Genomic DNA, 26,397 nt, shown 5'->3' on the forward strand with positions numbered 1-26,397 from the left:
AGTGTCAAAAAATATGATTTCTAGGGTTGAGAATACTTCTCAACCCCAGTTTTATAATCACAATAAAATATGGACAAAACCTTTTATAATAGCGATTATGATTGTTATAATTTTAGGGATTATATCACTGTTTACTGGAGTTTATGATATACGCGGACAAGAGGACGGAATGGAGATGTTTTTTATAACTCGTGTTCCGAGAACAGTTGCATTAATGCTTACTGGTGCTGCAATGGCGATGGCAGGACTCGTAATGCAACTCATTACACAGAATCGTTTTGTTGAACCTACTACAACGGGGACTATTGAATGGTCAGGCTTAGGCCTGCTTTTTGTATATTTATTATTTCCTGCCCCGACTTTAGTTCAAAGAATGACTGGTGCAATCATTTTTTCTTTTATAGGAACTATGATTTTCTTTTTATTTTTAAGAAGAGTTAAACTTCGTTCGTCTTTAATTGTCCCGATTATCGGATTGATGCTTGGAGCAGTTATTTCTGCAGTGTCTACTTTTTTGGGACTCCTTTTTCAAATGACGCAAAGTATTGAAACCTGGTTTGTAGGTTCATTTGCTAACGTTCAGGTTGGAAGATATGAATATTTATGGCTGATTGTTATCATTACTTTGCTTATTTTTATGTATGCTAATAGATTGACTTTAGCTGGACTAGGAGAAGATGTCGCAACAAGCCTTGGAGTTAATTACAATAGAATTGTTCTTTTTGGGACTGGCCTTATCTCTGTTGCAGTTGGAATTGTTGCAGCTGTTATTGGACACTTACCTTTCTTGGGATTAATTGTTCCAAATATTGTTTCAATGTTTAGAGGTGATGATCTTAGGAGTAATTTACCTTGGGTATGTGTGATCGGAATGGGGACAATAACTGCCTGTGACATCATTTCTCGAACAATTATAAAGCCGTTTGAAGTACCTGTTTCTTTAATACTTGCAACAGTGGGAGCAGTCGTGTTTATTACTATTTTATTGAGACAAAGAAAACCAAGGAGGCTACGATGATCACATTAGAATATAGAAATAAAGAAAATGTCGAAATCGATTCTAGCCTTCATAATGAAAGTAGATCAGCTAGTGCTTTTCGTTCTAAGAAGGAAGCAAGACGTTATTGGATTTTACTGATAACATTGATTGCTTTAGGCCTCCTTTCTTCATATGGACTTTTAGTTTATAACAATCCAGTTCCGATAGATTCACCTTCTTTTATCCCAGTTGTTAAGAGAAGGATAGTAGCTATTGTTGCTATGATTATTGCTGCAGTTTGTCATAGTTTGTCGACAGTTGCTTTCCAATCTATTACGAATAATAAAATTATTACTCCTTCGCTTTTAGGTTTCGAATCACTTTATTCAGCAATTCAAACGAGTACAATATTCTTCTTTGGTGCTAGTGCATTGATAAATTTTAGTGGAATTGGATCATTTTTATTCCAAGTTGTTGTTATGGTCTTCATGAGTTTGATACTTTATGGATGGTTACTTTCCGGTAAATACGGGAATTTACAACTTATGCTTTTAGTTGGAATTATTATTGGTACCGGGCTAAATTCTGTGTCAACTTTCATGAGAAAACTACTTGCGCCTTCAGAGTTTGATATTTTACAAGCAAGGTTATTTGGTTCTGTTAATCATGCAGATCCTGCATATTTTCCTATTGTAATTCCTATGGTCATAATTGTAGCAGTATTAATTTTGGCTCATTCTAAGAATTTGAATGTTTTGTCACTAGGAAAGGATGTTGCTACTTCTTTTGGGGTTAAATATCAACCTAGTGTAATTTATACGCTTGTATTAGTAGCTATTTTAATGTCCATCTCAACAGCTCTAATTGGGCCACTTACTTTCTACGGCTTTTTAGTAGCAACTTTGAGTTATCAGGCGGCGTCAACTTATGATCATAGATATATTTTTCCAATGGCTTTTGCTATAGGATTTTTGATAATGACGAGTGCATACTTTTTAATGTATCATGTATTCCATGCTCAAGGTGTAGTTTCAGTTATTATCGAATTATTTGGTGGAATAATATTCTTAACTATAGTTTTAAGGAAGAGGGCTTTATGATAAAAATTGATAACGTTAAAAAGTTCTATACTGATAAGGTAAAAATAGGACCTTTAGATATTGAAATACCAAAAGCGGGCTTTACTTCTTTAATTGGACCAAATGGAGCTGGAAAGTCAACGACACTTTTGATGATTGGAAGACTCTTAGATATGGATGAAGGTCAAATTCAGGTAGCGAATATGGATGTTTCTGAATCCAAATCAAAAGACTTAGCAAAAGTTTTGACTATATTGCGACAAGAAAATCATTTTGTAACGAGGCTTACTGTTAGACAACTAGTTGGATTTGGGCGCTTTCCTTATTCAAAGGGAAGGTTAACTAAAGAGGATGAATCTATTATTTCTAAATATATCGATTTCTTGGATTTAACTAATTTAGAGAATAGATATTTAGATGAGCTTTCTGGTGGTCAAAGGCAAAGAGCATATGTAGCGATGGTATTGTGCCAAGAGACTGAATATGTACTTTTGGACGAGCCTCTGAACAACCTTGATGTTGCTCGTTCTGTTCAAATGATGGAGCATTTGAGACGTGCAGCTAATGAATTCGGAAGAACAATTTTGACTGTTATGCATGACATAAATTTTGCTGCTAAATACTCTGACAAAATTTGTGCTATGAAAGATGGACAAATTGCTGCTTTTGGAACAGTAGAAGAGGTTATGGACCCAAAAATTTTGACAGATATTTTTGAAACAAAAATAGAAATTATCAATGGTCCTTATGGTCCGATCGCTGTTTATTAGTTACAAAATGTAAAAAATGAGTATGCAAAAAAACTAATAGAAAATCAAATTATATATTGTAGCTTGCGTAAATCATGCCAGCTACTCTAGTTGAAGTTGCTGTCTGTATTTTATAGGCAGCAGCTTTTTTTAATGCGATTGCCCATGATAACTCTTAATGTTTCTGGCTGCTCGTAACAGTCCCACAGGTATTTCATTACTTCCAGTCCTGCGACGCTTCCAACAATAAACTTGTAAATTACTCATAAAATGCAAAGGAATGCTTCACCTTTTCAAGTATCTACCAAACGAAAAATTTATCTCTGTATAACTTTTTATAAGAATTCAGCTTGTTTTTTTGTATGCAATATTGCATATAAGAGTGTATTGATAAAAGTGTAAGGGGTCACTATAATGAGGGCATAAAGATACATCACATTTTCGTAGCAATAAAAAAGGAGGAAATAATATGGAAATCGCAATGGCAGTTTTGAAATTTGTAGGTGGCGTAATCCCGTTAATTCAAGAACTTTTAAAAGCATTTATGTAGGTTTATTAGTTAGCTATCATTTATCAATCATTATCATATCTTACTAAAAAAGAACGGGGTGATTTTTCTGAATATTAAGAAAAACACTAAAAGAAGAAAGTTCCTTGCGTGTTTATTAGTTAGTCTATGCACTATTAATTATTCATCTATTTCCTTCGCAGAAACACAAGCAGGTAATACAACTGATGTAACCAAAAATGCTAGTGGCATTGATACTGGTATAGCAAATCTTAAATATAATAATCAAGAGGTTTTAGCTGTAAATGGTGATAAGGTAGAGAGTTTTGTTCCGAAAGAAAGTATCAATTCAAATGGTAAATTTGTAGTAGTGGAACGCGAGAAAAAATCACTTACAACTTCACCAGTCGATATTTCGATTATTGATTCTGTGGTGAATCGTACGTATCCAGGAGCGGTACAACTTGCAAATAAAGCTTTTGCAGACAATCAACCGAGTTTATTAGTGGCTAAGAGAAAGCCTTTGAATATTAGCATAGACTTACCTGGCATGAGAAAAGAAAATACAATTACTGTCCAAAATCCGATATATGGTAATGTGGCTGGAGCAGTAGATGGTTTAGTATCTACTTGGAATGAAAAGTATTCTAAAACACATACGTTACCTGCAAGAATGCAGTATACAGAATCTATGGTTTATAGTAAATCACAAATCGCAAGTGCCCTTAACGTTAACGCCAAATATCTTGATAACAGTCTAAACATTGATTTTAATGCGGTTGCAAATGGAGAGAAAAAAGTGATGGTAGCGGCATATAAGCAAATATTTTATACCGTAAGTGCTGAACTACCTAACAATCCATCCGATCTTTTTGATAATAGTGTTACTTTTGGGGAGTTAACTCGTAAAGGTGTAAGTAATTCGGCTCCGCCTGTTATGGTCTCAAATGTAGCTTATGGTAGAACTGTTTATGTAAAATTAGAAACAACATCTAAGAGCAAAGATGTACAAGCTGCTTTTAAAGCCCTACTTAAGAATAATAGCGTCGAAACGAGTGGACAGTACAAAGATATTTTTGAAGAAAGTACTTTTACTGCTGTAGTATTAGGCGGAGATGCGAAAGAGCATAACAAGGTTGTTACTAAAGATTTCAATGAAATCCGAAATATCATTAAAGATAATGCTGAATTAAGTCTTAAAAATCCAGCATACCCAATTTCATATACAAGTACTTTTTTAAAAGATAATGCAACTGCTGCTGTTCATAACAATACAGATTATATCGAGACGACAACTACAGAATATTCAAGTGCTAAAATGACACTGGATCATTACGGTGCTTACGTTGCGCAATTTGATGTATCTTGGGATGAATTCACATTTGATCAAAATGGTAAAGAAGTACTAACACATAAAACATGGGATGGTAGCGGCAAAGACAAAACGGCTCATTACTCTACAGTTATCCCTCTTCCACCAAATTCAAAAAATATAAAAATCGTAGCAAGAGAATGTACTGGTCTTGCATGGGAATGGTGGAGAACAATTATTAATGAACAAAATGTTCCATTAACAAATGAAATAAAAGTTTCAATTGGAGGAACAACATTATACCCAACTGCTAGTATTAGTCATTAGGTATAAAAAGGCGCCCTGTAAGCAGGGCGCTTTTTTACTTAGTCACAAATTTTACTCTTTCCAAAACTGTTCCAATAGAATGACAAGCATGGTACCCACAAGTAATCCATTACTTAAAACATATTGTAAGGAAGAAGGAATTCCGCTAAATGCACTTTCTGGAAGAAACATTATTCCCAAACTGATTAATAATGAAATTCCTAATATAGTTAATCGGCGTTGATTTAATTCTTCACGTAAAATGGATTGAAATGAAATGCCTATTACTTGGACAAATGTTGCTAAAAGTGCAGCATTAGCAATAGGACCTGGTAGCAAGGATATAAAGTTTACAATTGAAGGAATAAAAGAAATTCCTGCTAATATAAGACTTGCTATAAGGAACGACTTCACTTTTCTTTGTCCTGTTAGTTGAATAAATCCTGCTGATGCAGGTAATGGTACAATTCCAATTGTAGAAAACAACGACGAGATAATATGCGATATACCTCCGGCCCACACGCCGCGGTTCAGTATTTGCTTTTCATTTTCTTTAGATGACGGAGCCACTTGTTTTACAGCCGAAATAGCAGCGATTGTATTTGCAACTAAAAGAAATGTAAATAAAGTTGCAGTTAGAGCCATTCCAATATCTAATCTAGGTGTGCCCCAAGAAAATAGCTCTGGTAACTTAACTAACGGTGTGTGTGAAGGCATATGAGATGATTTTCCTAATACAGCATACAAAAGCGAACCACATGAAATTCCAAGTAACACAGCGTAACTTTTCATCCATCCGTTCCCTTTAATTGATAAGAAAGTAATAAGGGCAAAAACAAAGAGAGCAATAGCAGCCGTTGTATAATCAGGATGAGTTACAGCTCCTTGTAATCCCATCATTCCTTTTAGTAACACACCACTAAGCTGAAGGGATAATATTAAAAGAAAAGTTCCTGTAACCAAGGGTGTAAATAAACGTAGAATTCGATGAACAAGCCCTGTTATACCAAGGACGAAGAGTAATATACCTGCAATAATTAATCCGCCTTCTAGAAGTTGTAATACATCCTTTGCACTTTGTCCCTGATGCATAGCGACTTGTCCCAATATGACAAATATACTTACCCATGAACCGGCTGGCCCATCCGCTATGGGATAGCGATGCCCAAACCATGCTTGTATAAATGAACTTACTCCTACAACTAAAAAAGTTCGTTGCATTAATGTTGAGATATCTTCTATTGATAAATGGAATATGCCACCAATAATGATAGGCAATGCAATTGCATTTGCTAATAAAAACACAAACCACTGTAGAATACTAAAGCTCGTATCGACGTATTTTTTATTCATATTATTCTCCCTTGTATAAAAAGAATCTCATAGTAAAAATCCATCCTTTCTACACAGCTAGATTAAAAAGGATGGATTTTATAAATCTATAAAATCACTTTAATTATATAGATAGATTTTTAATTAATTACCATGTACGGAACGGTAAGAATTTCCCGTTAAGTGTAATCACGATACGAGGGTCGCCACCTTTTGGATCTTCTTGTGTGTCCACACCTAGATTGAAGTTAATTGCACTCATTACACCTTCGCCAGCTTTTTCTAGAATTAATTCTCTAAGAGTTGGTGCGTATTGTAACATCATTTCATATAATCGATATAAGATTGGGTCAGTAGGAGGCATTTGCATTACTTGACCTCTAAGTGGAACTACTGTTAATGCTTGAACTACTTCTTCATCTAATTCTAATAGTTTACCGATTTTTTCTGCTTCTGGACGTGTCATTGTAGCTTGTCCTAATAACGCTGTTACAACCCAAGTCTCAGAGTTTTCACTTACTTTTGAAATTTCTTCCCATGTTAAACCTTTTGCAATTTTTGCTTCCATAATTTTTTGCGTAGCTTCTTGTCTATTCATATCTAATAACTTCCCTTCATTTAAGTAATAATTAATTTTTCATACCAGTTGATGCTTTATATCCATCAACTATTAAGTCTAATTTACCTGTGTGAGGATCAATAACTAAACCATGTACAGGAACATCTTTTGGAATAAGTGGATGATTTCTTACTAAATCAACATTAGCTTGAGTTGAACCGTTGACATCATCGAATCCAAATAACCATTTTTCAAGGTCAACACCAGCATATTCAATCGCTGATAAAATTTCTGGTGAAGCTACTCCGCGATCTAATATTTTTTGAAGTGTTCCTTTTGGATTAGTTTGGCTCGCACCACATCTTTGGTGTCCGATAAGGAAGATTTCATCTGCATTTAAATCATATACTGACGCTACAACACTTTGCATAACGCTATCGAAAGGAGAAGCAATTTTACCACCTGCATTTCTGATAACTTTTGCATCACCATCGTGTATATCTAAAGCTTTTGGAAGTAGCTCAATTAAACGAGCATCCATGCAAGAAACAACAACCATACGTTTTTTAGGCATTTTTGTCGCTTCGCAAGGAGCGTATTCCTTATTTTCTACAAATTGTTCATTGAACGATAGGATTTCTTGTAATAACATATTTGTAACCTCCTTTAAATCTAGATGTATTTTTTTGTTGCGTCCTCTATGTTATAAGTGAATATAACTGATAAATAATGTGATGTAAGAGGATAAACTAAGTATAGTGAATTGTATCGATAAGCAGAATAAGCTGGCGAAACACTTTCTGGCTTTCTACTTTCACGGTGAAAGGATTGGTTTATATCATTGATCAAACAGATTTTGAGATACTAAAATTATTAGGAGAAAACTCAAGAATACAATGGAAAGAACTTGGTCAGAAAATACATATGACGGGGCAGGCTGTAGGAAATCGAATTCGAAGGTTAGAGGATTTAGGGATTATTGAGCAATACACAATCGCAATAAACCGAATCAAATTAGGACAAGTAGTGACTGCATTTGTTACTTTGTTCGTAACAACAGCTAATCATCAAGAGTTTATGAATTTCTTTCAAGGAGAAGAAGGAATTTCTGAAGTACACCGTATAAGTGGTGAGGGGTGTTATTTATTAAAAACACATTTCGCTTCTAATGAAGAATTGGATAACTTTCTGGGGCGACTATTAAAGTATGGGAATTATCGTGTTAACCTATCGATAGGGAAGTTAAAATAAACTTTCTGCAAGTTTATGGTTCTTTTTGCTGGTGGGAAAGAGATGGTTCCAAAAATAAAAGGATTATCTCTTATTAAATAAGAGATAATCCTTTTATTTGTTTTTAATAATTATTGATTATTTTACATCTGATTTTTCTTTTTTCATTATTTGCTTTTGACTAGTGAAGGGAACTTTTTTAACATCAAAACCCCTGCGCTGTATGCAACAGGGATTCTATTATTACTTATCTGACGGTATGATCCTATTTCATTTTATAGCTTATTTAGAAGAATCATGTACAGGTTTTGATTTAGTGTCCTCAGGCATTTCAAAGGTTTGATTATGGTTAGATTTCACATCTTCGTTAGGAATTGCTGGCACTGCGTCTTCAGGTGAATTATGGATTGGCGAAGAAGTTGTTGTTCCATCTACACTTGTTGTAACTGACATTGGTTGATTTTGATCAATTTTTCTACCTTTGTCCATCTTTTTTGCGGATTCTTTTTCACTTTTATTTGTTTGTTTCCATTCTATTTTTTTATTCGATTCTAGTTTGTTCGTTTTCATATCTTCTGTATCTACTGCACCACCCGCTAATAATCCTGTACTTAAAAGTGTTCCTGCTAATAATGTTTTAAACATTTTCCATTACCTCCTTGTTTAAGATTACATTTAGCATAAAACAAGTATCTGGAGTTTATTTGGAGTTCATCTAGATTTTATGTAAGTTTTGCATGTAGGGGCACCATACGAAAAAAGAAAATTGTGCGTTTGGACAAAAAGTAGCCGATTCCCTGTATGTTAAGGAACCGGCTACTTTCTATACTACCTTTTTATGTTTATGAAATTAAAAATGATAGAGTAGAAATCATGTATGAAATAAATGTAAGTAACACAAGGAAGAATATAAGCAGGGTATTGGATACACATCGTTCTATTCTTTTTTTCATTTAAATTTACTTTATTTTTTCAATTTGGTAGGATCAATTTGAAGTTGACTTTTCCAAGAACCAGATAATTTTCCAATCCTGCTTATATTTACATCTAATGTAAGTGGTTGTTTGAAAGAATCTTTCCCTTCAGGACCTTCGATAAATGTAATGACACCTTCTGGTCTATCCTTAAAACGAATACCTATATGCTTTAATTCTTCACCGGATGCTTTTAGTTCTAATGGTCCACCATTTGCTCCTTGAATAAATGCTAATTGTCCGAAGTACCCATTTTTCTTATACTCTGGGTTTTTTTCTTGTTGACCATTTACTTTGCCATCATCTTTAAGTTGTAACCCCGTTGTATCAAATTCAAACGGTACTACATTTCCATTTTCTTTTTCAATTTTGTAATGAACGGATATACGTGCATCCGCTACATATAATTCTTTCAGATGTACTGTAACACCTTGATCTGTAATCTTTTCATCAAGAGGAATAAATTGCCCTTTTGTAACGTCTCTTCCTTCATCAATAATCGTATCATTTGAAATTGCATTGGAAAAATAAGAGGCAACATCTGTAGCTGCCACTCGAACTTGTGGAATCATGGCTGTTGAAAAAAGCCCTGCTACCGCTACTGCTATATACATGAAACGTTTTGATTTTTTATTCATATTTGTAAATAATCCCTTCTTCTGTTCAGGTTTTTGATTGATATAAGAAACATCTTCTAATTTTGCGCGATTTTCAAATGCTTTCCACGCTTGGTCTACATCAATTTTGATTTCCTTTGATGAATGTACTATTTCTTCCTCTAACATGACATTTTCCCATTGATTTAATTTGCTAATTTCTAGTAATAAGTCTTGGCATGCGTTACACGTATCTAAATGTTTTGTGAATTCTTTTCTTGTCTCATAAGGTAATTCCCCATCCATATATGCTTGAATAAATCCCACATCATAACAATTCATTTATTACGCCTCCTCTAACTGTTTATAAATCTTACGAAACTTTTGTTTGGCTCGGACTAATAATGTTCCAATAGAAGATATGTCGATTTGAAGCACTTCGGCAATTTCCTTATACTGAAAACCAGAAAATTTCATCAATAAAATGGTTCGATCCCGTTCATCCATGTTACTGAGTACCATTTGTACCTTTGTAATTTCTTCTTGTCTAATCCAGTCATCATCTAATGATGAAATATGTTGTACTTCATGATATTGTATGGTTTTATCTACTCTCGCCTGATGTCGTTTTTCAGATCGTAGATATTTATACGCTACATAAGTAGAAGATTTTATTAGCCATCCAGGTAAGTGTTCAATTCTCTTCCAATCGTTGCGATATAGCTGTAAAAAGACTTCTTGGGCTAATTCTTCAGCGATAGTCTGATTTTTGACAATCCATACGATCTGTTTCACAACGTAAACATAGTTTTGTTTAAACAAATCTTCAAATGTCACATCCGAAAAAGGGCTGTCTTCCTTTTTTATTTTTAACATGTCAGTTAAAACCTCACTCTCATTTGATGCCTGTATTATAGAGAACCCGGAATAACGGGTTTTGTGACAAAATTTTTTATTTTTTTATTATGTACGAAAAAAATATTCATCTGTTAAGGTGAAAAAAGGATGGCAGTGTTCGAGTTGTAATAGTGTTTCTAACTATGCACATAAGTGTATTTTACAAGATTAAACACGTCTTATTGAAAAGGCGATTAATAATAGTGAGTTGGAAGAGCTTCTGAATGTGCAATTAAGCTCAATCGTGAAAAGGTTACTTCAAGTATTGGAAGTTCTATATACCGGTGAGAGTAAAGGGAGGAAGTATGATTTAACTTCTTTCCAATGATAATTTTGCTATAATAAATACGTACGTATACGAAGGGGAGTTTAAAGAGAAAATGAAATCATTTAATATCGATCATTATATAGCTAGCGTGTTACAGTGGATATTAAATATAGCTCTAATTATATTATCCATTGTTTTATCTATCTTTTTAATTAATGAGACAATCACGTTTATTCAATACATATTTTCGGCGAAGAAGTATACATCTTATAAATTAGTTGAAAGTATCATTGTCTACTTCTTATACTTTGAGTTCATCGCATTAATCATTAAGTATTTTAAATCGAATTATCATTTTCCGTTACGCTATTTTATTTATATCGGAATTACGGCTTTAATTCGATTGATTATTGTATCTCATGAGGAACCGATGGAGACGTTATTATATGCAGGATCCATTCTTGTTTTAGTCATTGCTTTATACATATCAAATATGAGAGATTTGAGAAAAGAGTAGTAGTGCAGACATCAGTTTGCACTACTTTTTCATCTTGACCTTCAAGTTACTTGAAAGTTTACAATGTAAATAGGGCGTTTGAAATCGAAAAAAATTGAGAAATTAAGTGAAGAGGTTATTTTACTTGGAGGTTATAGAAATGAATCAGGAATTAAAGTTACGTCCTTTAGAACGGGAAGATTTAAAGTTTGTACACGAACTTAATAATAACGCACATATTATGTCTTATTGGTTTGAAGAGCCGTATGAGGCATTTGTAGAACTACAGGATTTATATGATAAACATATACATGATCAAAGTGAACGCCGTTTTATCCTGGAGAAAGATAATGAGATGGTTGGATTAGTCGAGTTAGTGGAAATCGATTATATTCATCGAAGAACTGAATTCCAAATTATTATTGATCCGAATTATCAAGGACATGGTTATGCAGCGGAAGCGACGCGTTTAGCGATGGATTACGCTTTTTCTGTATTAAATATGCATAAACTTTATTTAGTTGTTGATAAAGAGAATGAAAAGGCTGTACATGTTTATAAAAAGGTTGGATTTATCGTGGAGGGTGAGTTACAAGACGAGTTTTTCGTTGATGGTAACTATCATAATGCGATAAGAATGTGTATGTTCCAGAAGCAATATTTTGAAAATAAGTAGTTGAATTATTTGGAAGTAATCTTGACGCTTCATAAAACCGTATGCTAAAATCCCTTTTAAGTATTAAGGAAGGTGCAGAACATGCTTTATATAAAATTTGTAAAACTCATTAGAAAACTTTGCTCCGCACAAATGTATACGGTGAAGCGTTGTACGGAGCTTAATCAAGGGGTATAAATCCCCGATATTCATCGGCTGAATAACTTTTCTAAAAAAGTATAGTTTATCTATGCTTATTTGGTTTTGGTTTTTAGCTGATGTATAAAATAGATTAAGGGGCCATAGACAATGCTTTGTCTATGGCCCTTTGTGTATATTATTCCGATGAGTTTTTAAAATAAATTGGAGTAGTATAGGAAAAAACCACGAAGCAGAGGGCTAGTGTCGAATGACGCTATCTCTCTGCTTTTTTTAATTTCAGGAAAAGAGGAATACGAATGAGTTTACTTAAAGTTGAAAGTTTATCACATAGTTTTATAGATAAAGCCTTATATGAAAATGCTTCTTTTGATTTGCATAAAGGAGAACATATGGGGATTGTTGGACAGAATGGTGCGGGGAAAAGTACGTTAATGAAAATATTGATTGAAGAAATAATTCCTGATAAGGGAGACATAAAGTGGCAGCCTAATATTCAAATTGGGCATCTTGATCAATATACAGAAATTGATGGAATTTATACCATTTCACAATATTTAAAGAGAGCTTTTCATGATTTGTTTGAAATGGAAGATAGAATGAACAAATTGTATGAAGAAAGTGCTATGACAGGTGATCCTGACAAATTGTTAAAAGCGGCCGCATATCAAGAACAACTTGAGGCTCGTGATTTTTATTCGGTAGATAGCACAATTAATAAAATTGCAGCTGGCTTAGGTGTTAATGCTATTGGCATGAATCGTATAATCGCTGAACTAAGCGGGGGACAACGTGCAAAAGTAATTTTAGCGAAGCTTTTATTAGAAGAGCCTAATATTTTATTACTAGATGAACCGACGAATTTTCTTGATAAAGAGCATGTGGAGTGGCTTGCTAATTATTTAATGAATTTTGAAGGGGCTTTTATTGTAGTGTCACATGATTTTGATTTTCTGGAAAAAGTGACTTCTTGCATATGTGATGTAGAGTTTGGAACGGTTAAGAAGTATTACGGAAAATACTCAGATTTTGTAAGACAAAAGAAGCATTTGCGAAAAGATTATATTCGCCAATATCATGCACAACAAAAGAAAATTGAAAAAACGGAAGAGTATATTCGTAGAAATATTGCTGGAGTGAATTCAAAAATAGCGCAAGGACGTAGAAAGCAGTTGCAACGTATGGAAAGAATTGCGCCACCAAGTTTTACTTATAAACCGTCTATTCATTTTCGGGAACTTCCTATTTCAGTTCAAACAGTTCTTGAGGTAAATAACCTTGAAGTTGGTTATGACTTTGCTCTCTTACCAAAATTGAATTTCTCAGTAATGGGTGGGCAAAAACTTGTTATTACAGGGTTCAATGGAGTAGGGAAATCTACTTTATTAAAAACAATCGTTGGCACTATTGCTAGTATTTCTGGAGAATTTCACTTCTCAGAGCAAATAAAGATTGGATATTATGAACAAGATTTAAATTGGAGCAATGATTCTTTAACGCCGCTTCAAATTATTTCAGAACAGTTTCCTAAACTGAATATGAAGGAAATACGTCATCATTTAGCTGCGTGTTGTGTGAAGGATACTCATGTTTCGCAAGAAATTCATACGTTAAGTGGTGGTGAACAATCGAAGGTGAAACTGTGCGGATTATTATTATCACCGTGTAATTTTTTAATCTTAGATGAGCCGACGAATCATTTAGATGCAGAAGCGAAGGAATCTTTGCAAAAGGCATTAATTCAGTTTAAGGGTAGCATCATACTCGTATCTCACGAAGCAAGTTTTTATCATGGTTGGGCAGATAGTATTTTCAACATAGAGAGCGGTTTAATTGAGGAGAGTAAAAAAGATGATAAATGATAATGATTGGAAAGTGAAAATAATAATGTTTTTGACCGCTCAAACGATTTCGTTGTTCGGTTCATCTCTCGTACAGTACGCGATCATATGGTATATCACCCTTACAACATCATCAGGAGTGATGTTGACCATTTCAACTGTTTGCGGTTTTCTACCACAAATTGCGATATCTTTATTTGCTGGTGTGTGGATTGATCGTTATGACCGTAAAAAGATGATTATGTTATCGGATGGGATTATAGCGATTGCTACGTTAGTTTTGGCAATTTTATTTTTAACAGGATATAAAAGTATTTGGATGTTTTTTATAGTATTACTCATTCGCTCAGCTGGTACAGGGGTACAAACACCGGCTGTGAATGCGTTAATCCCACAAATTGTTCCGAAAGATTATCTTATGAAAGTAAATGGGATAAATAGCAGTATTACATCTATAATTATGTTTCTTTCTCCAGCAGTAAGTGCTGCAATTCTTTCTATTGCCAGCATTGAAACGACATTTTTTATTGATGTTATTACGGCTATAATCGGAATTAGTATTATGTTTATCATTCAAGTTGAAGGACATGTGAATGTAGAGAGTAAGCAAAAATCTAATCTACAAGGTATAAAAGAAGGGTTTGTTTATTTAAAAGAAAATGTATTTATTAAAAGGCTACTCGTTTTATTAATCATTATCATGATTTTAATAAGTCCAGCTGCCTTTTTAACACCTTTAATGGTAACTCGTTCCTTCGGAGCAGAAATGTGGAGACTTACTGCTAGTGAGATGACCTTTAGTGCTGGTGCAGCAGCTGGTGGCGTACTGATTGCAGCGTGGGGTGGCTTTCATAATCGTATGCATACAACGGCGATAGCCTGTGCGTTATATGGTCTGCTTATGATAGGACTAGGAATTGCACCGATATTTATTATGTATTTAGTCTTTAATTTTTTAATTGGTATAACAATGCCATGTTTTAATACGCCAGTTACTGTGTTATTGCAGGAGAAAGTAGATCCAGTTATGCATGGCAGAATGTTTAGCCTCGTACAAATTGCAAATTCATGTGCTTTGCCTTTGGGGATGATTATATTTGGCCCTTTGGCTGATGCGTTTAGTGTAGAAATTTTGTTAATTTATGCGGGGATATTAGTACTATTGTGCGCAATTTATGTTGTATTAAGTAGGAGATTTGAAGTGTAAATATTTATGATTTAAAAGGTTTGCGAGGCAATTTAAGATGCTTCGTAGACCTTTTTCATTTCACTTGAGTCAACAATTATTTATTGTTAAACGATAAATAATTGTTGACTTGTAATGTAGTTGGATTTATTATGATGGTAGTAAGAATAGTGAAAAGGAATACAGAAAATTAATTATGAAATTGAAGGAGAATATATTATGAAAAACAAATATTTATTAGCGGCTAGTCCGATGTTTTTAGGAGTGTTATGTATAATTATGTTTAATATAATTGGTTCGGAAGTGAAGCCGGATGGAACTTTAGTGGAACCATTTTTCTTAATTCCATTAGCTTATTTATTTGTTTTTACTGGAATTATTGCGATTTTGTTCATGGCTATTTTCTCGATGCTTCAAAAAAAGAAAGCATGCTAAAGTGAAAAGACCGTATATTTACGGTCTTTTCGCTTTAGTATGGAGTAGGAAGCGGGGATCCTGGTGGTCTCCACCAAGATTCAACGGTTTTCCAAGCGGTGTTATAATCGTAACCTCTTCCAAGTAAGTAGCCGATAGCGACAGCTTCGGTTAATGCGTGTTGATAGCCGAGATGAGCAGCTTCACGTAATCCGTGAGAAACAGCAGGACCAATTATAGCGATTGTTTGGTGTTTTAGTGGATTTTGGGGATGCCAATGTTGATCTCGATAATAGTTATCTTGAGTAAAAGGCTGTTGTTCGTAGAAACTCATATTCTCACTCCTTTTCATATATTTGTGGGCATTTATATACTCTATGAAGGTGTTTGATGTATGGGTTGGGCTAAAAACATGTTTTATGTAAATTTAAAACACTTGCATTGTATGTGAACATAACATGTAAAAGGAATTCATTCTGTATAAAAAGTGAGCTGAATAATGATGAACCATCATTTTTACACTGGAAGACAAGTAGGTCCGGCTATTACAATGGCCGGGGCACAGATGACAATTCAGGCAGTGCATCAGGCTATTCAGATGCAACAACAAGCACAAGTAGAGCAAATGATGCAGAGTCAGTATATACCGTATACACAGCCTCCGATGCAAATCGTACATTATAATGTGTATCCAGCTGGTTTATTTTCAATTCCATATGGCGGGACATACTTTTTATGAAAGAAAGCGACTGATAAAAGAGTCGCTTTTTTATATTCCACCTAACTTCATCCCAAGGAATGCGAAGATGATACCAATCATATAAGTAGCACTTAAATATAAAAATAGTACGCCAAAGTTTTTGCGGTTGAAAAGCTGAACAGACTCTAATTTAAACGTTGAAAATGTAGTGAAGGCGCCCATAAATCCTGTGCCTAATAATAGTTGCCAGCTTGTAGTTATTCCTTTGCCAATTATATATCCGAGTAAAAAGGCTCCTGTTATATTAATGAGGAATGTAGCAATTGGAAATGAAGTTTTATTTCTCTCTTTAAACCAATTACTAATTGCAAATCGTGTAATGGCACCGAAGAATCCTCCGACTGCTACTAATAAAGTGTTAATCATGATTTTTCACCTTCCCCAAGGCGTTTTTGTAGTGAAAGATCACCAAGTTTATAGCCGAGTCCAGACATAATTAGACCACCTAGCATGCTGCATAATACATACAAAAAGGCGATACCTAGCTCAGAATGATTGATTAGTTTTACAGTTTCGACGCTAAATGTTGAAAACGTCGTAAATGAACCGATAAAGCCGGTTCCAATCCCTGTGATAACTTCGGAAGGTAAGATGTTTAACCGAGCGATATAGGTGGTCAACAAAGCAAGTAAGAAACAACCAATTAAGTTAATCATTAATGTAGCGAGTGGTAATGAATGATGCCAAAGCGTATCGATAGTAAAACCTAAATAATAACGGGAAAGAGCTCCTAATATACCGGCTATGCCAACAATAATATATTTCAATTTCTTCACCTCTCTAACAGTTTACTCAAAAAAAAATAGACTCCTACCAGTAGTCATACTGGTAGGAGTCATTAGCTAAATAGCAGTTATGGCGAACTCCATCGCCTATAAGTTCTATTTATAGTGTACTAAATATTATTTTGGATTGCCAATAAATATGTTAATGAAAAGTGCGGAAAGTAGGATCTGTATATTCTTTGAATTTGCAATTTCTCTGTTGCGGATTTTAATTACTTTACAATCTTGTCTTCTTAAATGTTAAGATTGAATTTCGAGATAATTGCAGTGAGAGATACAATGATTATTTATTAGCTAAATATAATGATGTAAAGTTTTCTTTATGGTAAAATATTTCTTGTGTCTTTAATCTATCTTAATTTAACTGAAAATACAGAAAAATGGTATTTTACAAAAAAGGGGTCATGTGTTTTGAAGAAATTTTTAAAAATAGTATTAATATTTATTTTAATAGTAGCTGGTATTCTAGGTGGCTTTTTAGCTTATATGACACTTACAAAAGAGCAACCAGCGAATGTTTTAGACGTAAAGGTTGAAAATAACAAAGAGCGTGTACTGCAGCCGGGAAATGAATTTAAAGTTACAACATTTAATATTGGATACGCTGGATTAGATAAGGATCAAGACTTCTTTATGGACGGAGGAAAAGGTTCCGGTTCAAGTAGTAAAGAACAGACTGAAGTGAACTTAAAAAATATGCTTTCATTTTTACAAAATGAGAATAGCGATTTTACATTGTTACAAGAAGTTGATATAAAATCCCACCGATCATTTGATGTAAATGAGCATGAGTTTTTGAAAAAAGGATTATCTGATTATGCTTCGTCATTTGGGAAGAACTACGATACTAAGTGGGTTCCTGTCCCAGTCACAAAACCGCTGGGATATGCTGAGAGCGGATTAAGTACATTTTCTAAATACACAGTTCAAACAGCAACGCGGTTCCAACTACCAGGAATGGAGCCTTGGCCGAAGCGTTTATTCGATTTAGATCGAGCGATTGTTGAACATAAAATTCCTGTTAATAATGGAAAGTATGTTAGGCTCGTAAATGTACATTTATCTGCTTATGATGAGGGCGGAAAAATTAGAAAACAACAAGCAGAGTATTTAAAAGAATATATGAACAAGTGTTATCGAAATGATGATTACGTAATATTAGGTGGAGATTGGAACCAGTTACTTTCTAATGTTCAATTAAGCGATCCTAAGTTTGTGAAAGAGCGTCCTGAATGGCTAGTAGAGTTACCAAAGGACTTTGCGGACGGAGGATTTCAATGGGCTGTAGATCCATCTGTGATGACTGTAAGGGATGATGTGAAGAAATATGTGGAAGGTGAAAACTTTGTCACTATTATTGATGGCTTTATCGTTTCACCGAATGTCGAGATTGTAAATGTACAAGGCAAAGACTTAAAGTTTGAAAATAGTGATCATAACCCAGTTAGTGCGGTATTTAAACTGAAATAATTGGTATGTATAAGTGTAGAAAGTAATATGTTAAAGGCTGTCACATGCGGTTAATTAGCAAGAGGAGTCGTTAAAGAATATTTTAGAAAAACAATTTCACTTTAAAAGAGCGCAAATGATGTGCTCTTTTGCATTTAAACGACTACTTGATAGGAATTTAATTGCTTTTCTCCGCATTTTCTGCCAAGCTTAAGGAGAAAAATACTTCGAAGAAAGAAATATATAGGTGACGCATATGATTGAAGTTAAGACTTCTGAACTTAGTGATGGAGAATTTAATAGAGGTGTATTTGCAACTCGTGATATTAAAAAGGGTGAGTTGATACACTCAGCACCAGTTATCTCTTATCCGAATGAACAGCATGAACACATTGAGAAAACGTTACTTGCTGACTACGCATTTGAGTATGGGGTAAATCATACGGCATTCCTTTTAGGATACGGCATGTTATTTAATCATTCATATAAGCCGAATGCAACGTATGATATTGTCTTTGAGAATCATACGTTTAACTTCTTTGCTTTCAAAGATATAAAAGCGGGAGAAGAGATTCTAATCAATTATAATGGTGAAGTTGATGACGATGAGCTATTATGGTTTGATAAGGAAAAAGAAGAGAACGAAAAATAATTTAATGAGTATAGAAAGGGTGCATTCTGTGGAATGTGCTCTTTTTTATTGATGAAAATAAAGTAAAGATTACAAAAAAATACCACTTTTCTTTCGTATGGTATAGTAAGATATTGAAGGGTATTACTTTGAAAAACCTATATATTTTACAAATTGTTGTCTATATGGTTACATGTCAAGTTTAGTAGCCCATTTGGGTTGCTTTATTATGCGATATATATTTTAATATGAGTGGAACCTCTTATAATTTAAGAGGTTTATAGGTGTGCTTTATGTACACTGTATTCACCACGTTAGCTGTTGTTTTGTAATGCATTTTTACGTGGGGATATTATGGACCCGTATATAGCGGGATAAAAAGATTATAGAAATAGAGGAATCGTAAAATGAATATGCAAGAGGTTTATAAATATTTAAGTACGGTATTGCCTGAAGGTCATGTAAAGAAAGATGAAATGCTAAAAGATCATACGCACATTAAAGTGGGTGGGAAAGCAGATGTATTTGTTGCGCCTACTAATTATGATGAGATTCAAGAAGTGATAAAGTATGCTAACCAATATAATATTCCAGTTACGTTTTTAGGAAACGGATCGAATGTTATTATTAAAGACGGTGGTCTTCGTGGGATCACAGTAAGTTTAATTCATATTACAGGTGTTACTGTAACAGGAACGACGATTGTAGCACAGTGTGGTGCAGCAATTATTGATGTATCACGTATTGCATTAGATCATAATTTAACGGGTCTTGAGTTTGCTTGTGGTATCCCAGGTTCAGTTGGCGGAGCGTTATATATGAATGCTGGTGCTTACGGCGGTGAAGTATCGTTTGTATTAACAGAAGCTGTCGTAATGACAGGTGATGGAGAGCTACGTACTTTAACGAAAGAAGCATTTGAATTTGGATATCGTAAGAGTGTATTTGCGAACAACCATTACATTATTCTTGAAGCGAGATTTGAGCTTCAAGAAGGTGTGCGTGAAGAAATTAAAGAAAAAATGGATGATTTAACGTTTAAACGTGAGTCAAAACAACCTTTAGAATATCCTTCATGTGGTAGCGTATTTAAGCGCCCACCAAATAACTTTGCTGGTAAATTGATTCAAGAATCAGGACTACAAGGTAAGCGAATTGGCGGAGTGGAAGTTTCTGTAAAACACGCTGGATTTATGGTGAATGTTGATAACGGAACAGCACAAGATTATATCGATTTAATTCATTTCGTACAAACAACTGTTGAAGAAAAATTCGGTGTGAAATTAGAGAGAGAAGTAAGGATTATTGGAGAAGATCTACAGTAATCTTTGAATAAAAAACGTATAAAAGTATGAATTATTTCGAAATAACATTTGGTTATTGTTGACAATTTTATTTTGATTCAATATAATGGCTAATAATTTAACAAATAAAATATACGTTGAAAGAGCCCAGTAGCAGTTTGTCACTGTTATCAAAGAGAGCTAGGGATTGCTGGAACCTAGCACAAACAAACTTGTGAATTACACTCTGGAGTATCTTAGGTAACGCTAAGCGGACTAGCAATCGATATTATTGCTAAGAGTGGTATGAATAGCTATGCTATTTATGCAAACTGGGTGGTAACACGGTGAATAATCGTCCCTATGTCTATCGTAGACATAGGGGCTTTTTTGTTTTCAAAAAAATAAAGGGGATGACAAAAGATGAATATTATTGATGAATTAGAATGGCGCGGTGCTGTGAATCAACAGACAGATGAAGAAGGTTTACGTAAGTTAGTAGAAGAGAAAAAGATTTCACTATACTGCGGAGTGGATCCGACTGGTGATAGTATGCATATTGGACATTTAATTCCGTTCATGATGATGAAAAGATTTCAATTAGCTGGCCATCATCCGGTTATTTTAATCGGAGGGGCAACAGGAACAATTGGTGATCCGAGTGGTCGTCAATCCGAGCGTCAACTACAAACGTTAGAAGTGGTGCAGCATAATGTAGATGCGTTAACAGCACAAATGAAAAATCTATTTGACTTTGGCGGGAATAGCGAAGTGAAGATGGTAAACAACTATGACTGGACACATAAAATAAACATTATCGAGTTTTTACGTGATTACGGAAAAAACTTTAGCATAAATAGCATGTTAGCGAAAGATATTGTCGCAAGTCGTTTAGATACAGGGATTTCTTTCACAGAATTCACGTACCAAATCTTGCAAGCGATGGATTTTCATCATTTATACACGAAAGAAGATGTTCAATTGCAAATTGGTGGTAGTGATCAATGGGGAAATATTACGAGTGGTTTAGATTTAATTCGTAAGTTAGAAGGTCATGAAGCGAAAGTATTCGGATTAACGATTCCATTATTATTAAAATCAGATGGTACGAAGTTTGGTAAATCAGCAGGTGGTGCGGTTTGGCTTGATCCTGAAAAGACAACGCCGTTTGAATTTTACCAGTTTTGGGTGAATACAAATGATCATGATGTAATTAAATACTTGAAATACTTTACGTTCTTAACGAAAGAGCGAATTGATGAATTAGCTGTGAAAGTAGAAACAGAGCCTCATAAACGTGAAGCGCAAAAAGTATTAGCAGAAGAAATGACGAAATTCGTTCATGGAGAAGAAGCATTTTTACAGGCAGTGAAAATTACAGCAGCGTTATTTAGCGGAGATATTAAGTCGTTAACAGCTGATGAAATTGAACAAGGCTTTAAAGAGATGCCGACATTCCAATCTTCAAAAGAGACGAAAAATATCGTAGAGTGGCTAGTTGATTTAGGAATTGAACCTTCTAGACGTCAAGCGCGTGAAGATATTAATAATGGGGCTATATCTATGAATGGTGAAAAAGTAACGGATGTCAGTAGGGATGTTACTGTAGAAAATTCATTTGATGGACGATTCATCATTATTCGTAAAGGGAAGAAGAACTACAGCTTAGTGGAATTAGGAGAATAGTTCTTGTGAAAGAGTGGAAGTAGGGAAGATATCTACTTCCGCTCTTTTCATATACACAATTTCGACACAAAAAAGTCAGTATATTTCGATAATTAAAGAGGTTATATTATTCTTTTGCCGAATAAATAAGTTAGAGAAAATTACGGATAAAGTGAAACTTTAATCAGTGGGGGGTTTGTTCATCCCCACTGATTATCAGCCCGCAAATAGCGGGATAAAAATAGCCCGAACCATGCAGGGCATGATTCGGGCTTATATTCAGATTAGTATGCTAAGCTGAATAGACCTTTAATGTGTGATAAGTAACGAACGTTACTTGCTTCTTTCATTAATGATGCTGGTAGGCCTTTAAGTGGAGTATTGCTTGCTCCGATTGTAGCAACAGCATCTTTACGTCCTAGACTAGCAAGTGTTCCAGAGTTGATAGGTGCGAACTCTTCGAATGCTTTGCCTTCTAGTGCTGCGTATAAGTTGTATCCAATTAACTCACCCATTTGCCAAGCGATTTGTGCAGTTGGTGGGTATGGACGACCGTCTGGAGAGAAGACAACAGCGCTGTCTCCAGCAACGAATACGTCTTTGTGAGAAGTAGATTGTAGATGTGCATCAACAGTTGCACGACCGCGGTTTACTTCAAGACCTGATTCACCAATTAATGGGTTACCTTGTACGCCGCCTGTCCAAACGAATGTGTTAGCAACGATTTTTTGACCGTCTTTTAAGTCGATTTCATTACCAGCAACGTTTGTTACAGGAAGACCTGTTAAGAATGTAACACCGCGTGCTTCTAAGCTAGCAGTTGCACGTTCGATTAAGTGGTCTGGTAATACTGGAAGGATTTTTGGACCTGCTTCAACAAGAAGAAGTTTAACTTCTTTTGGATTTACGCCGTGGCTTTTTGCAAGTTTAGGCATAATGTCAGCAAGCTCACCAACTAGCTCAACGCCAGTTAATCCGCCACCACCGATTACGATTGTAGCATCAGCTTCGTTTTTCGTTTTAGCGTATTCACGAATACGGTCTTCAACGTGTTTGTAGATTTTGTTTGCATCAGCAGCAGATTTTAATACCATGCTGTTTTCTTCTAGTCCTGGAATACCGAAGTAAGCAGTTTTACTTCCTAAAGCAACTACAAGTGCATCGTAAGATAGCGTAGTGCCACCAGCTAGTTTGATTTCTTTGCTATCAACTGAGAATGACTCAACTGTTGCAATTTTAAGATCGATGTCTTTACCTTTGAAAAGCTTTGTAAGTGGCATTGCAATTGCTTGCTCAGCAACGTTACCAGCTGCAAGGCGGTGTAGTTCAGTGATGATTTGGTGCGTTGGGTATTGGTTAATCACTGTAACTTGTGCTTCTGATTTGCTGTAGTATTTACGTACGTTTAAAGCGGCAAGAAGACCGCCATAACCAGCGCCTAAGATGACAATTTGTTTTGACATAGTATGTTATCCCCCGTCTTTACTAATTGTTGTTATAAGTTAAATTATTTATTATTACGTTCTGCACTAATTTGAAGGTATGCGTTCACAAAACGGAACATTTTTTGTGCTTGTGGGTCTTTTAGTAATTTTAATAGACCGAACAGGCCGATAACTTCGTTGCTTTCATCAGCACGATCTTTCGCTTCGATAGCAGTTGCAGCCATGCTTTTCACTGTATCTTTTACAGGTTCTACAAGCTCTGTGATTGCACTAACAGTGTCGCTTTTTAATACTTCATCAGTAGCAACAGTTTGAGCGAAGTCATAAGACTTAGTTAAAATGTTAACAAGCTCAGTTAATTTTGGAAGCTGTTCCACTAGTGTTGTTAATGATTCTTGTACCTCAGGTTTTAACAACTGATCAAGTACATCAAGTTGTCCTTGGCTAGCAGAAATTTGTACAGTTTCTTGTTCTGGCTTTGTTTGAGTCATAGTTTCTGGCATCTCCAATTCTCCTTTACGATAGCAATACTCTTATTTTTGATAGATAAGATAGTAAACACTTGCGAAACTTTATACAAAGTTTCACAAAGCACAATAAAATGCCTTTAAATTTATGACAGCAAGTAAGCTGAAATCATAAATCCAAAACCATAATGTCCTACCTATTATTTATGAACTGTCCGATACATGGCTTGTCCGCATAATGGAAAGTTCCCTTATCGGAAAGTGTATATAATATATATCCTATATTATATACTATATACACGTATGTTAACATAAAAATGATTCCTAATTATTTGATATTGATTCTGTAACCTAGTACTGACAAGGCATGAAAGCGCATAAATTATTTTATCTATCTTAAAAATGTACATATATATAAAGAAAAAAAGGAGGAAATGGACAAATTTATGTTCATTTTTTCCTTTTTTTATTGTTCACCTTCTGTAATTAGCATTGATGTGTTACCGCTTTTTTCAAGGTGGCATTCGCCCCAAGTACAAAGAGAATCAAGAATGGATTCTAAAGACCAACCGTAGTCTGTAAGAGAATATTCTACTTTCGGTGGTACTTGATTGTATACCTTTCTTTGAATAACTCCGTCTTCTTCTAATTCGCGTAATTGCTGTGTTAACATCTTTTGTGTAATACCAGGCATGAGACGTTTTAATTCACTTGTTCTCTTTGTACCTTTCGTTAAGTGGCAAAGAATAACGACTTTCCATTTTCCGCCGATAACCTCTAAAGTCGCTTCAACGGGAATATTATATTTCTTCATATAAAAATCTCCTTTGATGAATGTAGATTTCAGTTCTCCAACAAAAGAAGCTAAATAATTTAAATGTTACTAAAAAGTACCTATAGCACTTTAAAGTACGTACTTTTTATCATGTTGAATATGTTCCATAATAGCATACGTAAGAGGGAAATGAGTAGTACGGTACTAAAAAGTGCCTATGTTACTTTTTGGTACCTATCGTACTTTAAAGTGCGTTCTTCAAAAAAAGAGTGAAGCCATTCATAATAGCATATATCAGCAGTAACATTATTTTTGTAGAAGATAAAAAGGCCTTTTTATCACACTATTATGATTGGATTTCTCGCATTAAGGAGGAGTTCAATTGAATTCATATACAGTATCTTCTTCAGCGGTACAGACGAATCGAAGAAGTATGTTTGCTTTATTAGCACTAGCAATTAGTGCGTTTGGAATTGGTACAACCGAATTTATTAGTGTCGGTTTATTACCATCTATTTCAGAGGATTTACATGTTTCTGTTACAACAGCGGGTTTAACCGTTTCTTTATATGCATTAGGGGTAGCGTTTGGTGCCCCAGTATTAACGTCATTAACAGCTAGTATGTCGCGAAAGACGTTATTAATGTGGATTATGATTATTTTCATTATTGGTAATGGAATTGCGGCAGTAGCAACGAGTTTTACTGTGTTACTTATGGCGAGGGTTGTATCTGCGTTTGCACACGGCGTTTTTATGTCGATCGGATCCACAATTGCGGCTGCGCTTGTACCAGAGAATAAACGTGCTAGTGCAATAGCATTTATGTTTACTGGTTTAACCGTTGCGACGATTACAGGTGTACCAATTGGAACGTTTATTGGTCAACAATTTGGCTGGAGAGCATCTTTTATGGTGATTGTGGTCATTGGAATTGTTGCCTTAGTCGCAAACAGTATGTTAATTCCGTCTAACTTAAAAAAGGGTACACGAGTATCATTTCGTGATCAATTCAAACTTATCACGAACGGAAGACTCTTACTTGTTTTCGTCATTACTGCATTAGGATACGGAGGAACATTCGTAACATTTACGTATTTATCTCCGCTATTACAAGAAGTAGCAGGATTTAAATCGAGTACCGTTACAATCATTTTGTTAGTGTACGGGATTGCAATTGCGATTGGGAATATGGTCGGCGGAAAATTATCGAATCATAATCCAATTCGAGCACTATTTTACATGTTCTTTATTCAAGCAATTGTATTATTCGTACTAACATTTACAGCGCCGTTTCAAGTAGCAGGGCTTATCACAATTATTTTTATGGGGCTATTCGCGTTTATGAATGTTCCAGGGCTACAAGTGTATGTCGTTATATTGGCTGAGCGTTTCGTGCCGAGTGCCGTTGATATCGCATCAGCAATGAATATTGCAGCATTTAACGCAGGAATTGCTCTTGGGGCTTATTTGGGCGGTATTGTAACGAACTCGTTAGGATTAATTCATACAGCTTGGGTAGGCGGCATTATGGTAGTAGGCGCTGTTATTTTAACAGCTTGGAGTATGAACTTAGAAAAAAGAGATCAAGCAAAATAA

The 26,397-nt window shown here is 34.9% G+C and carries 28 protein-coding genes, 1 riboswitch and 1 other annotated feature; of the genes, 16 read left to right on the forward strand and 12 right to left on the reverse strand.

Features of this window, described 5'->3' with window-relative positions:
* The first annotated feature begins 1 nt into the window (after position 1).
* From ABH955_RS21810 to alo, 4 genes are all read left to right on the forward strand, one after another.
* Entirely contained in the window at positions 2-1,018 is a 1,017-nt protein-coding gene (locus ABH955_RS21810; protein WP_404491655.1) for an ABC transporter permease, read from the forward strand.
* Complete coding sequence (locus tag ABH955_RS21815) at positions 1,015-2,079, forward strand: iron chelate uptake ABC transporter family permease subunit (RefSeq protein WP_002144933.1); 1,065 nt, start codon at positions 1,015-1,017, stop codon at positions 2,077-2,079. Before ABH955_RS21810 ends, ABH955_RS21815 begins: the two co-directional genes overlap by 4 nt.
* A complete protein-coding gene (locus tag ABH955_RS21820) occupies positions 2,076-2,828 on the forward strand; it encodes an iron ABC transporter ATP-binding protein (protein WP_002144935.1) in 753 nt (250 codons plus the stop codon). The genes ABH955_RS21815 and ABH955_RS21820 overlap by 4 nt, the downstream gene beginning before the upstream one ends.
* A gap of 587 nt (positions 2,829-3,415) precedes the next feature.
* The gene (gene alo / locus ABH955_RS21825) at positions 3,416-4,954 is read left to right on the forward strand and encodes an anthrolysin O/cereolysin O family cholesterol-dependent cytolysin Alo (RefSeq protein WP_404491656.1); all 1,539 of its coding nucleotides are present in this window, start codon (positions 3,416-3,418) and stop codon (positions 4,952-4,954) included.
* Positions 4,955-5,005: 51 nt separating this feature from the next.
* Here the strand turns inward: alo and ABH955_RS21830 are convergent, their stop codons facing one another.
* The 3 genes from ABH955_RS21830 to ABH955_RS21840 all read right to left on the reverse strand — a co-directional run bounded on the left by ABH955_RS21830 (position 5,006) and on the right by ABH955_RS21840 (position 7,476).
* On the reverse strand, positions 5,006-6,286 hold the full coding sequence (locus ABH955_RS21830) for a purine/pyrimidine permease (protein ID WP_404454563.1): 1,281 nt from the start codon (positions 6,284-6,286) through the stop codon (positions 5,006-5,008).
* A gap of 127 nt (positions 6,287-6,413) precedes the next feature.
* The gene (cynS, locus tag ABH955_RS21835) at positions 6,414-6,863 is read right to left on the reverse strand and encodes a cyanase (RefSeq protein ID WP_001081567.1); all 450 of its coding nucleotides are present in this window, start codon (positions 6,861-6,863) and stop codon (positions 6,414-6,416) included.
* A 31-nt stretch (positions 6,864-6,894) separates the two neighbouring features.
* On the reverse strand, positions 6,895-7,476 hold the full coding sequence (locus ABH955_RS21840; protein WP_404491658.1) for a beta-class carbonic anhydrase: 582 nt from the start codon (positions 7,474-7,476) through the stop codon (positions 6,895-6,897).
* A 167-nt stretch (positions 7,477-7,643) separates the two neighbouring features.
* Between ABH955_RS21840 and ABH955_RS21845 the strand changes: the two genes are divergently transcribed.
* On the forward strand, positions 7,644-8,075 hold the full coding sequence (locus ABH955_RS21845; protein WP_002096214.1) for an Lrp/AsnC family transcriptional regulator: 432 nt from the start codon (positions 7,644-7,646) through the stop codon (positions 8,073-8,075).
* Between the two features lie 261 nt (positions 8,076-8,336).
* On the opposite strand, the gene ABH955_RS21850 is transcribed toward ABH955_RS21845, so the two are convergent.
* The 3 genes from ABH955_RS21850 to ABH955_RS21860 all read right to left on the reverse strand — a co-directional run bounded on the left by ABH955_RS21850 (position 8,337) and on the right by ABH955_RS21860 (position 10,500).
* Complete coding sequence (locus tag ABH955_RS21850; RefSeq protein ID WP_404442026.1) at positions 8,337-8,699, reverse strand: hypothetical protein; 363 nt, start codon at positions 8,697-8,699, stop codon at positions 8,337-8,339.
* A 319-nt stretch (positions 8,700-9,018) separates the two neighbouring features.
* A complete protein-coding gene (locus tag ABH955_RS21855; RefSeq protein ID WP_404491659.1) occupies positions 9,019-9,966 on the reverse strand; it encodes a DUF4179 domain-containing protein in 948 nt (315 codons plus the stop codon).
* 3 nt (positions 9,967-9,969) lie between these two features.
* On the reverse strand, positions 9,970-10,500 hold the full coding sequence (locus ABH955_RS21860; protein WP_404442023.1) for an RNA polymerase sigma factor SigX: 531 nt from the start codon (positions 10,498-10,500) through the stop codon (positions 9,970-9,972).
* Between the two features lie 401 nt (positions 10,501-10,901).
* Here ABH955_RS21860 and psiE point away from each other — a divergent pair, with 401 nt between their 5' ends.
* The 5 genes from psiE (at position 10,902) to ABH955_RS21885 (ending at position 15,561) form a co-directional block, all read left to right on the forward strand.
* Entirely contained in the window at positions 10,902-11,306 is a 405-nt protein-coding gene (gene psiE, locus ABH955_RS21865) for a phosphate-starvation-inducible protein PsiE (protein ID WP_002129862.1), read from the forward strand.
* Positions 11,307-11,445: 139 nt separating this feature from the next.
* Positions 11,446-11,961: a spermidine N1-acetyltransferase gene (gene speG, locus ABH955_RS21870; protein WP_404442019.1), complete on the forward strand. Its 516-nt coding sequence runs from the start codon at positions 11,446-11,448 to the stop codon at positions 11,959-11,961.
* A gap of 437 nt (positions 11,962-12,398) precedes the next feature.
* Positions 12,399-13,961: an ABC-F family ATP-binding cassette domain-containing protein gene (locus ABH955_RS21875; protein ID WP_404491660.1), complete on the forward strand. Its 1,563-nt coding sequence runs from the start codon at positions 12,399-12,401 to the stop codon at positions 13,959-13,961.
* Entirely contained in the window at positions 13,954-15,147 is a 1,194-nt protein-coding gene (locus ABH955_RS21880; protein WP_404491696.1) for an MFS transporter, read from the forward strand. Before ABH955_RS21875 ends, ABH955_RS21880 begins: the two co-directional genes overlap by 8 nt.
* 198 nt (positions 15,148-15,345) lie before the next feature.
* Entirely contained in the window at positions 15,346-15,561 is a 216-nt protein-coding gene (locus tag ABH955_RS21885) for a DUF3955 domain-containing protein (RefSeq protein ID WP_078175877.1), read from the forward strand.
* Between the two features lie 34 nt (positions 15,562-15,595).
* On the opposite strand, the gene ABH955_RS21890 is transcribed toward ABH955_RS21885, so the two are convergent.
* A complete protein-coding gene (locus tag ABH955_RS21890; RefSeq protein WP_002144954.1) occupies positions 15,596-15,874 on the reverse strand; it encodes a hypothetical protein in 279 nt (92 codons plus the stop codon).
* A gap of 165 nt (positions 15,875-16,039) precedes the next feature.
* Here ABH955_RS21890 and ABH955_RS21895 point away from each other — a divergent pair, with 165 nt between their 5' ends.
* Complete coding sequence (locus ABH955_RS21895) at positions 16,040-16,279, forward strand: DUF3947 family protein (protein ID WP_404454549.1); 240 nt, start codon at positions 16,040-16,042, stop codon at positions 16,277-16,279.
* 30 nt (positions 16,280-16,309) lie between these two features.
* On the opposite strand, the gene crcB (ABH955_RS21900) is transcribed toward ABH955_RS21895, so the two are convergent.
* Together crcB (ABH955_RS21900) and crcB (ABH955_RS21905) are read right to left on the reverse strand one after the other, a co-directional pair.
* Positions 16,310-16,666: a fluoride efflux transporter CrcB gene (gene crcB / locus ABH955_RS21900; RefSeq protein WP_404442009.1), complete on the reverse strand. Its 357-nt coding sequence runs from the start codon at positions 16,664-16,666 to the stop codon at positions 16,310-16,312.
* Positions 16,663-17,067 carry a fluoride efflux transporter CrcB gene (crcB, locus tag ABH955_RS21905; RefSeq protein ID WP_404454546.1) on the reverse strand — a complete coding sequence of 135 codons (405 nt, stop codon included), beginning with the start codon at positions 17,065-17,067 and terminating at the stop codon, positions 16,663-16,665. The genes crcB (ABH955_RS21900) and crcB (ABH955_RS21905) overlap by 4 nt, the downstream gene beginning before the upstream one ends.
* A 55-nt stretch (positions 17,068-17,122) precedes the next feature.
* Positions 17,123-17,182, reverse strand: a riboswitch (Fluoride riboswitch).
* A gap of 314 nt (positions 17,183-17,496) precedes the next feature.
* Here crcB (ABH955_RS21905) and ABH955_RS21910 point away from each other — a divergent pair.
* The 4 genes from ABH955_RS21910 to tyrS all read left to right on the forward strand — a co-directional run bounded on the left by ABH955_RS21910 (position 17,497) and on the right by tyrS (position 22,134).
* On the forward strand, positions 17,497-18,555 hold the full coding sequence (locus tag ABH955_RS21910; RefSeq protein WP_404454543.1) for an endonuclease/exonuclease/phosphatase family protein: 1,059 nt from the start codon (positions 17,497-17,499) through the stop codon (positions 18,553-18,555).
* A 235-nt stretch (positions 18,556-18,790) separates the two neighbouring features.
* Positions 18,791-19,186, forward strand: coding sequence for an SET domain-containing protein (locus ABH955_RS21915; protein WP_215554669.1), 396 nt, complete (start codon positions 18,791-18,793; stop codon positions 19,184-19,186).
* A 386-nt stretch (positions 19,187-19,572) separates the two neighbouring features.
* Entirely contained in the window at positions 19,573-20,490 is a 918-nt protein-coding gene (gene murB / locus ABH955_RS21920; RefSeq protein ID WP_404442002.1) for a UDP-N-acetylmuramate dehydrogenase, read from the forward strand.
* A 107-nt stretch (positions 20,491-20,597) separates the two neighbouring features.
* Positions 20,598-20,814 (forward strand) — a binding site (T-box leader).
* Positions 20,815-20,871: 57 nt separating this feature from the next.
* Positions 20,872-22,134 carry a tyrosine--tRNA ligase gene (gene tyrS / locus ABH955_RS21925; RefSeq protein WP_404454540.1) on the forward strand — a complete coding sequence of 421 codons (1,263 nt, stop codon included), beginning with the start codon at positions 20,872-20,874 and terminating at the stop codon, positions 22,132-22,134.
* Between the two features lie 263 nt (positions 22,135-22,397).
* Here tyrS and ABH955_RS21930 read toward each other — a convergent pair whose 3' ends face one another.
* The 3 genes from ABH955_RS21930 to ABH955_RS21940 form a co-directional block, all read right to left on the reverse strand.
* Positions 22,398-23,576 carry an NAD(P)/FAD-dependent oxidoreductase gene (locus ABH955_RS21930; protein WP_002016002.1) on the reverse strand — a complete coding sequence of 393 codons (1,179 nt, stop codon included), beginning with the start codon at positions 23,574-23,576 and terminating at the stop codon, positions 22,398-22,400.
* 44 nt (positions 23,577-23,620) lie between these two features.
* The gene (locus tag ABH955_RS21935) at positions 23,621-24,061 is read right to left on the reverse strand and encodes a DUF1641 domain-containing protein (RefSeq protein WP_002016003.1); all 441 of its coding nucleotides are present in this window, start codon (positions 24,059-24,061) and stop codon (positions 23,621-23,623) included.
* Between the two features lie 430 nt (positions 24,062-24,491).
* Positions 24,492-24,839, reverse strand: a complete 348-nt coding sequence (locus ABH955_RS21940) for a winged helix-turn-helix transcriptional regulator (protein ID WP_000760478.1) — start codon at positions 24,837-24,839, stop codon at positions 24,492-24,494.
* Positions 24,840-25,233: 394 nt separating this feature from the next.
* On the opposite strand from ABH955_RS21940, the gene ABH955_RS21945 reads away from it, so the two are divergent.
* Positions 25,234-26,397 (forward strand): MFS transporter, encoded by a 1,164-nt coding sequence (locus tag ABH955_RS21945; RefSeq protein WP_404442605.1) that lies wholly within the window; start codon positions 25,234-25,236, stop codon positions 26,395-26,397.

It is taken from the genome of Bacillus sp. RC240 (assembly GCF_044907945.1).
Taxonomy (GTDB): Bacteria; Bacillota; Bacilli; order Bacillales; family Bacillaceae_G; genus Bacillus_A; species Bacillus_A mycoides.

Excerpts from the sequence above, each read along its gene's own strand:
- crcB (WP_404442009.1), bottom strand. The coding sequence starts at position 16,666 with ATGATTAACACTTTATTAGTAGCAGTCGGAGGATTCTTCGGTGCCATT.
- cynS (WP_001081567.1), bottom strand. The coding sequence starts at position 6,863 with ATGAATAGACAAGAAGCTACGCAAAAAATTATGGAAGCAAAAATTGCA.
- murB (WP_404442002.1), top strand. The coding sequence starts at position 19,573 with ATGAATATGCAAGAGGTTTATAAATATTTAAGTACGGTATTGCCTGAA.
- ABH955_RS21885 (WP_078175877.1), top strand. The coding sequence starts at position 15,346 with ATGAAAAACAAATATTTATTAGCGGCTAGTCCGATGTTTTTAGGAGTG.
- ABH955_RS21875 (WP_404491660.1), top strand. The coding sequence starts at position 12,399 with ATGAGTTTACTTAAAGTTGAAAGTTTATCACATAGTTTTATAGATAAA.
- ABH955_RS21915 (WP_215554669.1), top strand. The coding sequence starts at position 18,791 with ATGATTGAAGTTAAGACTTCTGAACTTAGTGATGGAGAATTTAATAGA.
- ABH955_RS21935 (WP_002016003.1), bottom strand. The coding sequence starts at position 24,061 with ATGCCAGAAACTATGACTCAAACAAAGCCAGAACAAGAAACTGTACAA.
- ABH955_RS21815 (WP_002144933.1), top strand. The coding sequence starts at position 1,015 with ATGATCACATTAGAATATAGAAATAAAGAAAATGTCGAAATCGATTCT.
- speG (WP_404442019.1), top strand. The coding sequence starts at position 11,446 with ATGAATCAGGAATTAAAGTTACGTCCTTTAGAACGGGAAGATTTAAAG.
- ABH955_RS21890 (WP_002144954.1), bottom strand. The coding sequence starts at position 15,874 with ATGAGTTTCTACGAACAACAGCCTTTTACTCAAGATAACTATTATCGA.
- ABH955_RS21895 (WP_404454549.1), top strand. The coding sequence starts at position 16,040 with ATGATGAACCATCATTTTTACACTGGAAGACAAGTAGGTCCGGCTATT.
- ABH955_RS21820 (WP_002144935.1), top strand. The coding sequence starts at position 2,076 with ATGATAAAAATTGATAACGTTAAAAAGTTCTATACTGATAAGGTAAAA.
- ABH955_RS21945 (WP_404442605.1), top strand. The coding sequence starts at position 25,234 with ATGTTTGCTTTATTAGCACTAGCAATTAGTGCGTTTGGAATTGGTACA.
- ABH955_RS21930 (WP_002016002.1), bottom strand. The coding sequence starts at position 23,576 with ATGTCAAAACAAATTGTCATCTTAGGCGCTGGTTATGGCGGTCTTCTT.
- ABH955_RS21850 (WP_404442026.1), bottom strand. The coding sequence starts at position 8,699 with ATGTTTAAAACATTATTAGCAGGAACACTTTTAAGTACAGGATTATTA.
- ABH955_RS21855 (WP_404491659.1), bottom strand. The coding sequence starts at position 9,966 with ATGAATTGTTATGATGTGGGATTTATTCAAGCATATATGGATGGGGAA.
- ABH955_RS21830 (WP_404454563.1), bottom strand. The coding sequence starts at position 6,286 with ATGAATAAAAAATACGTCGATACGAGCTTTAGTATTCTACAGTGGTTT.
- psiE (WP_002129862.1), top strand. The coding sequence starts at position 10,902 with ATGAAATCATTTAATATCGATCATTATATAGCTAGCGTGTTACAGTGG.
- ABH955_RS21840 (WP_404491658.1), bottom strand. The coding sequence starts at position 7,476 with ATGTTATTACAAGAAATCCTATCGTTCAATGAACAATTTGTAGAAAAT.
- ABH955_RS21860 (WP_404442023.1), bottom strand. The coding sequence starts at position 10,500 with ATGTTAAAAATAAAAAAGGAAGACAGCCCTTTTTCGGATGTGACATTT.
- tyrS (WP_404454540.1), top strand. The coding sequence starts at position 20,872 with ATGAATATTATTGATGAATTAGAATGGCGCGGTGCTGTGAATCAACAG.
- ABH955_RS21940 (WP_000760478.1), bottom strand. The coding sequence starts at position 24,839 with ATGAAGAAATATAATATTCCCGTTGAAGCGACTTTAGAGGTTATCGGC.